Genomic DNA, 2,384 nt, shown 5'->3' with positions numbered 1-2,384 from the left:
AGCGCCAAAGATGCAATAGCACTTTTGCCACATCAAGTGAATGTTTCGGTGGCGGCATCATTGGCAACTGTAGGTCCTGAAAATATTGATGTGTCAATTAATTCTATTCCCGACTATGTGGGTGACAGACACACCATCACTATCCAGAATGAAGAGATAGATGCAGTAATAAGTGTTTATAGCAAAACTCCAGCAATAGCAGGGTGGAGCGTGGTAAATACATTACGAAATATTACCTCACCCATTGTATTCTGATAGATTTTCAATCACTTTTTCACTCAATCTATCAAAAGCTTGACGGGTTCTACCTGCTGATACATTCATAAATCTAACATTGGGGTGGCTCTGCAACTCTTCGTTGCCCAAAGCACCTGGTGAGTCGCAATAAACACGATTGTTGCGACTTAACCATTGGATGAAAGGTTTTTCATCCCAAGCACGAGACAACCCAACGTTGAACAGTATTTTGTGATTGCCAAAACTTTCAAACTCTCTCTCATGCAACAAAACCGTATTCTTGTTGAGGCAGCATATCACTACGTCATTGTTGGCCATTAAATCGTTTATTGGTACAAATTTGTATCCTTTCTTTGCAGCATCTTCTTTTTCACTTCTTGCCACATAATCTATTGTTGCACCAAAAAATGACAATGCATCTGCAATCATACCTCCAAGCTTTCCTAAACCAATTATTCCACACTTAAGTCCTGTGATTTCTTCGGCCACACCATTCCATGGTGCAATTTTTGTTCCATCGGGGCTTGTCTCAAAACCATGTAGGCAGCGCACCAGTTCACTCACAACATATTCTACCACTCCTTCATCACCGTAGTCTCTAATGCCTGTAACAACTATATCACGCGTTTTAGCATAATTGATATCTACATTAGCGCTTTCGGGAGAATAGAGCGAGCAACACATCCCGATGTATTTTATATTTGGACATCTTTTTAATATCTCTTTGTCCAACGTAGTGGTGTAACTCAACAATACAGCATCTGCATCACCAATGCGATTTACAATTTCGTCAGCATCCTGTGGTATGTCCTCAAACATTACGACTTCTTTTGCAAAGCTATTCAGTTTTTTTTCTGCCCAGTCCACCAAACTTATTGGTTCTATGGCTACTAATTTTTCAAACATTTACTCAGTTTTTTTATTTAAAAGATAAGCACAATATAGTCAATTATGCGGAAGTAAACAGCTTAAAGTAAGTGTAAAGTTTTTGAGGGATTGGTGTTTTTATTATAAGCCTATCATTTGGACTAGAAAAAAGCACCAGCAATAGGTAGCAAAACCATTCTCCTTGTTTCGGATTAGTCCTAAAGTGGAAAACTAAGAGTTTATTGATTTCGTACCAGTCCGAAAGTAGAAAATAAAAAATATAATGGTTTCGTACTAATCCGAAATTAGGAAATTAAAAATTTATCGATTTCGTACTGATCCGAAAGTAGAAAATTAAAAATTTATTGATTTCGTACCGATCCGAAATTAGAAAATTAAAAATATAATGATCTCGTACTGATCCGAAAGTAGAAGGGTGCTTTTTTTGTGGCGTCAGATACGTCGGCAGGGATGGTTTTATTTTGTTTTTATTATAAATGTGATTTAAGTGTATTTAATTGCATTCCTTATGCTGTCTTTGATATTGCTGAAAAACAAAAGGGGCTAAAAGGGCGAAGAAGATATATTGAAAGATCCGCATCTAAATGATTCAGTGTATAAATCATAGGAAAAGATTTCTATTAAGTTATCCACAAGAGTTTAAAGAGAATACCATTTAATGTATCCTAATCTATCTTATAAGTGAATATGTATAGTTTGCATTCAATTTTGCAACAAAATTGCTCTTTCATGCCCATTTTATTGATAAAATGCTGATATTTGTTCTTTATTTGAAATAATCATATTGAAATATAAAAGATAATAATCCAAATGTTTAAAATTCAGACGTTAAATGCAATCGATCCAAAAGGTCTATCACTTTTGCCCTTAGGTGATTATGAGATAGCCAGCGAAATTCCGAACCCTGACGCAATTGTGTTGCGAAGCCATAAAATGCACGATATGGAGCTTCCACCTTCACTAAAGGCTATTGCAAGAGCAGGAGCGGGTGTAAACAACATTCCAATTGACAGATGTACGGAAAAAGGTATCGTTGTATTTAATACGCCAGGGGCTAATGCAAATGGTGTGAAAGAGATGGTGATTGCAGGATTGATGCTTGCATCACGCGATATTATTGATGGTGCGATGTGGGTACGATCATTAAATGGCAAAGGTAGTAAAATACCTGCACTCGTAGAAAAAGGAAAAAAGAATTTTGTTGGGCAGGAGATTAAAGGAAAAACACTAGCCGTAATAGGTTTGGGTGCAATAGGTGT

General features: G+C 36.6%; 2 protein-coding genes and 1 pseudogene. 2 read left to right on the top strand and 1 reads right to left on the bottom strand.

The features are described 5' to 3' along the window. On the top strand, positions 1-255 hold a 255-nt coding region (locus tag VNJ50_RS05305), incomplete at its 5' end, for an aspartate dehydrogenase domain-containing protein (protein ID WP_325579750.1). On the opposite strand, the gene VNJ50_RS05300 is transcribed toward VNJ50_RS05305, so the two are convergent. After that, on the bottom strand, positions 238-1,143 hold the full coding sequence (locus VNJ50_RS05300) for an NAD(P)-dependent oxidoreductase (RefSeq protein ID WP_325579748.1): 906 nt from the start codon (positions 1,141-1,143) through the stop codon (positions 238-240). The genes VNJ50_RS05305 and VNJ50_RS05300 overlap by 18 nt on opposite strands. A 792-nt stretch (positions 1,144-1,935) precedes the next feature. Between VNJ50_RS05300 and VNJ50_RS05295 the strand changes: the two are divergent. Further along, a pseudogene (locus VNJ50_RS05295) lies at positions 1,936-2,384 on the top strand (3-phosphoglycerate dehydrogenase); the annotation flags it as partial.

It is taken from the genome of Gelidibacter sp. (genome assembly GCF_035577925.1).
Classification (GTDB): domain Bacteria; phylum Bacteroidota; class Bacteroidia; order Flavobacteriales; family Flavobacteriaceae; genus Gelidibacter.
This window is presented reverse-complemented; position numbering and strand designations above follow the sequence as displayed.

What these genes read in the sequence shown, in the direction of transcription:
- VNJ50_RS05300 (WP_325579748.1), bottom strand. Translation starts at nt 1,143, where the DNA reads ATGTTTGAAAAATTAGTAGCCATAGAACCAATAAGTTTGGTGGACTGG.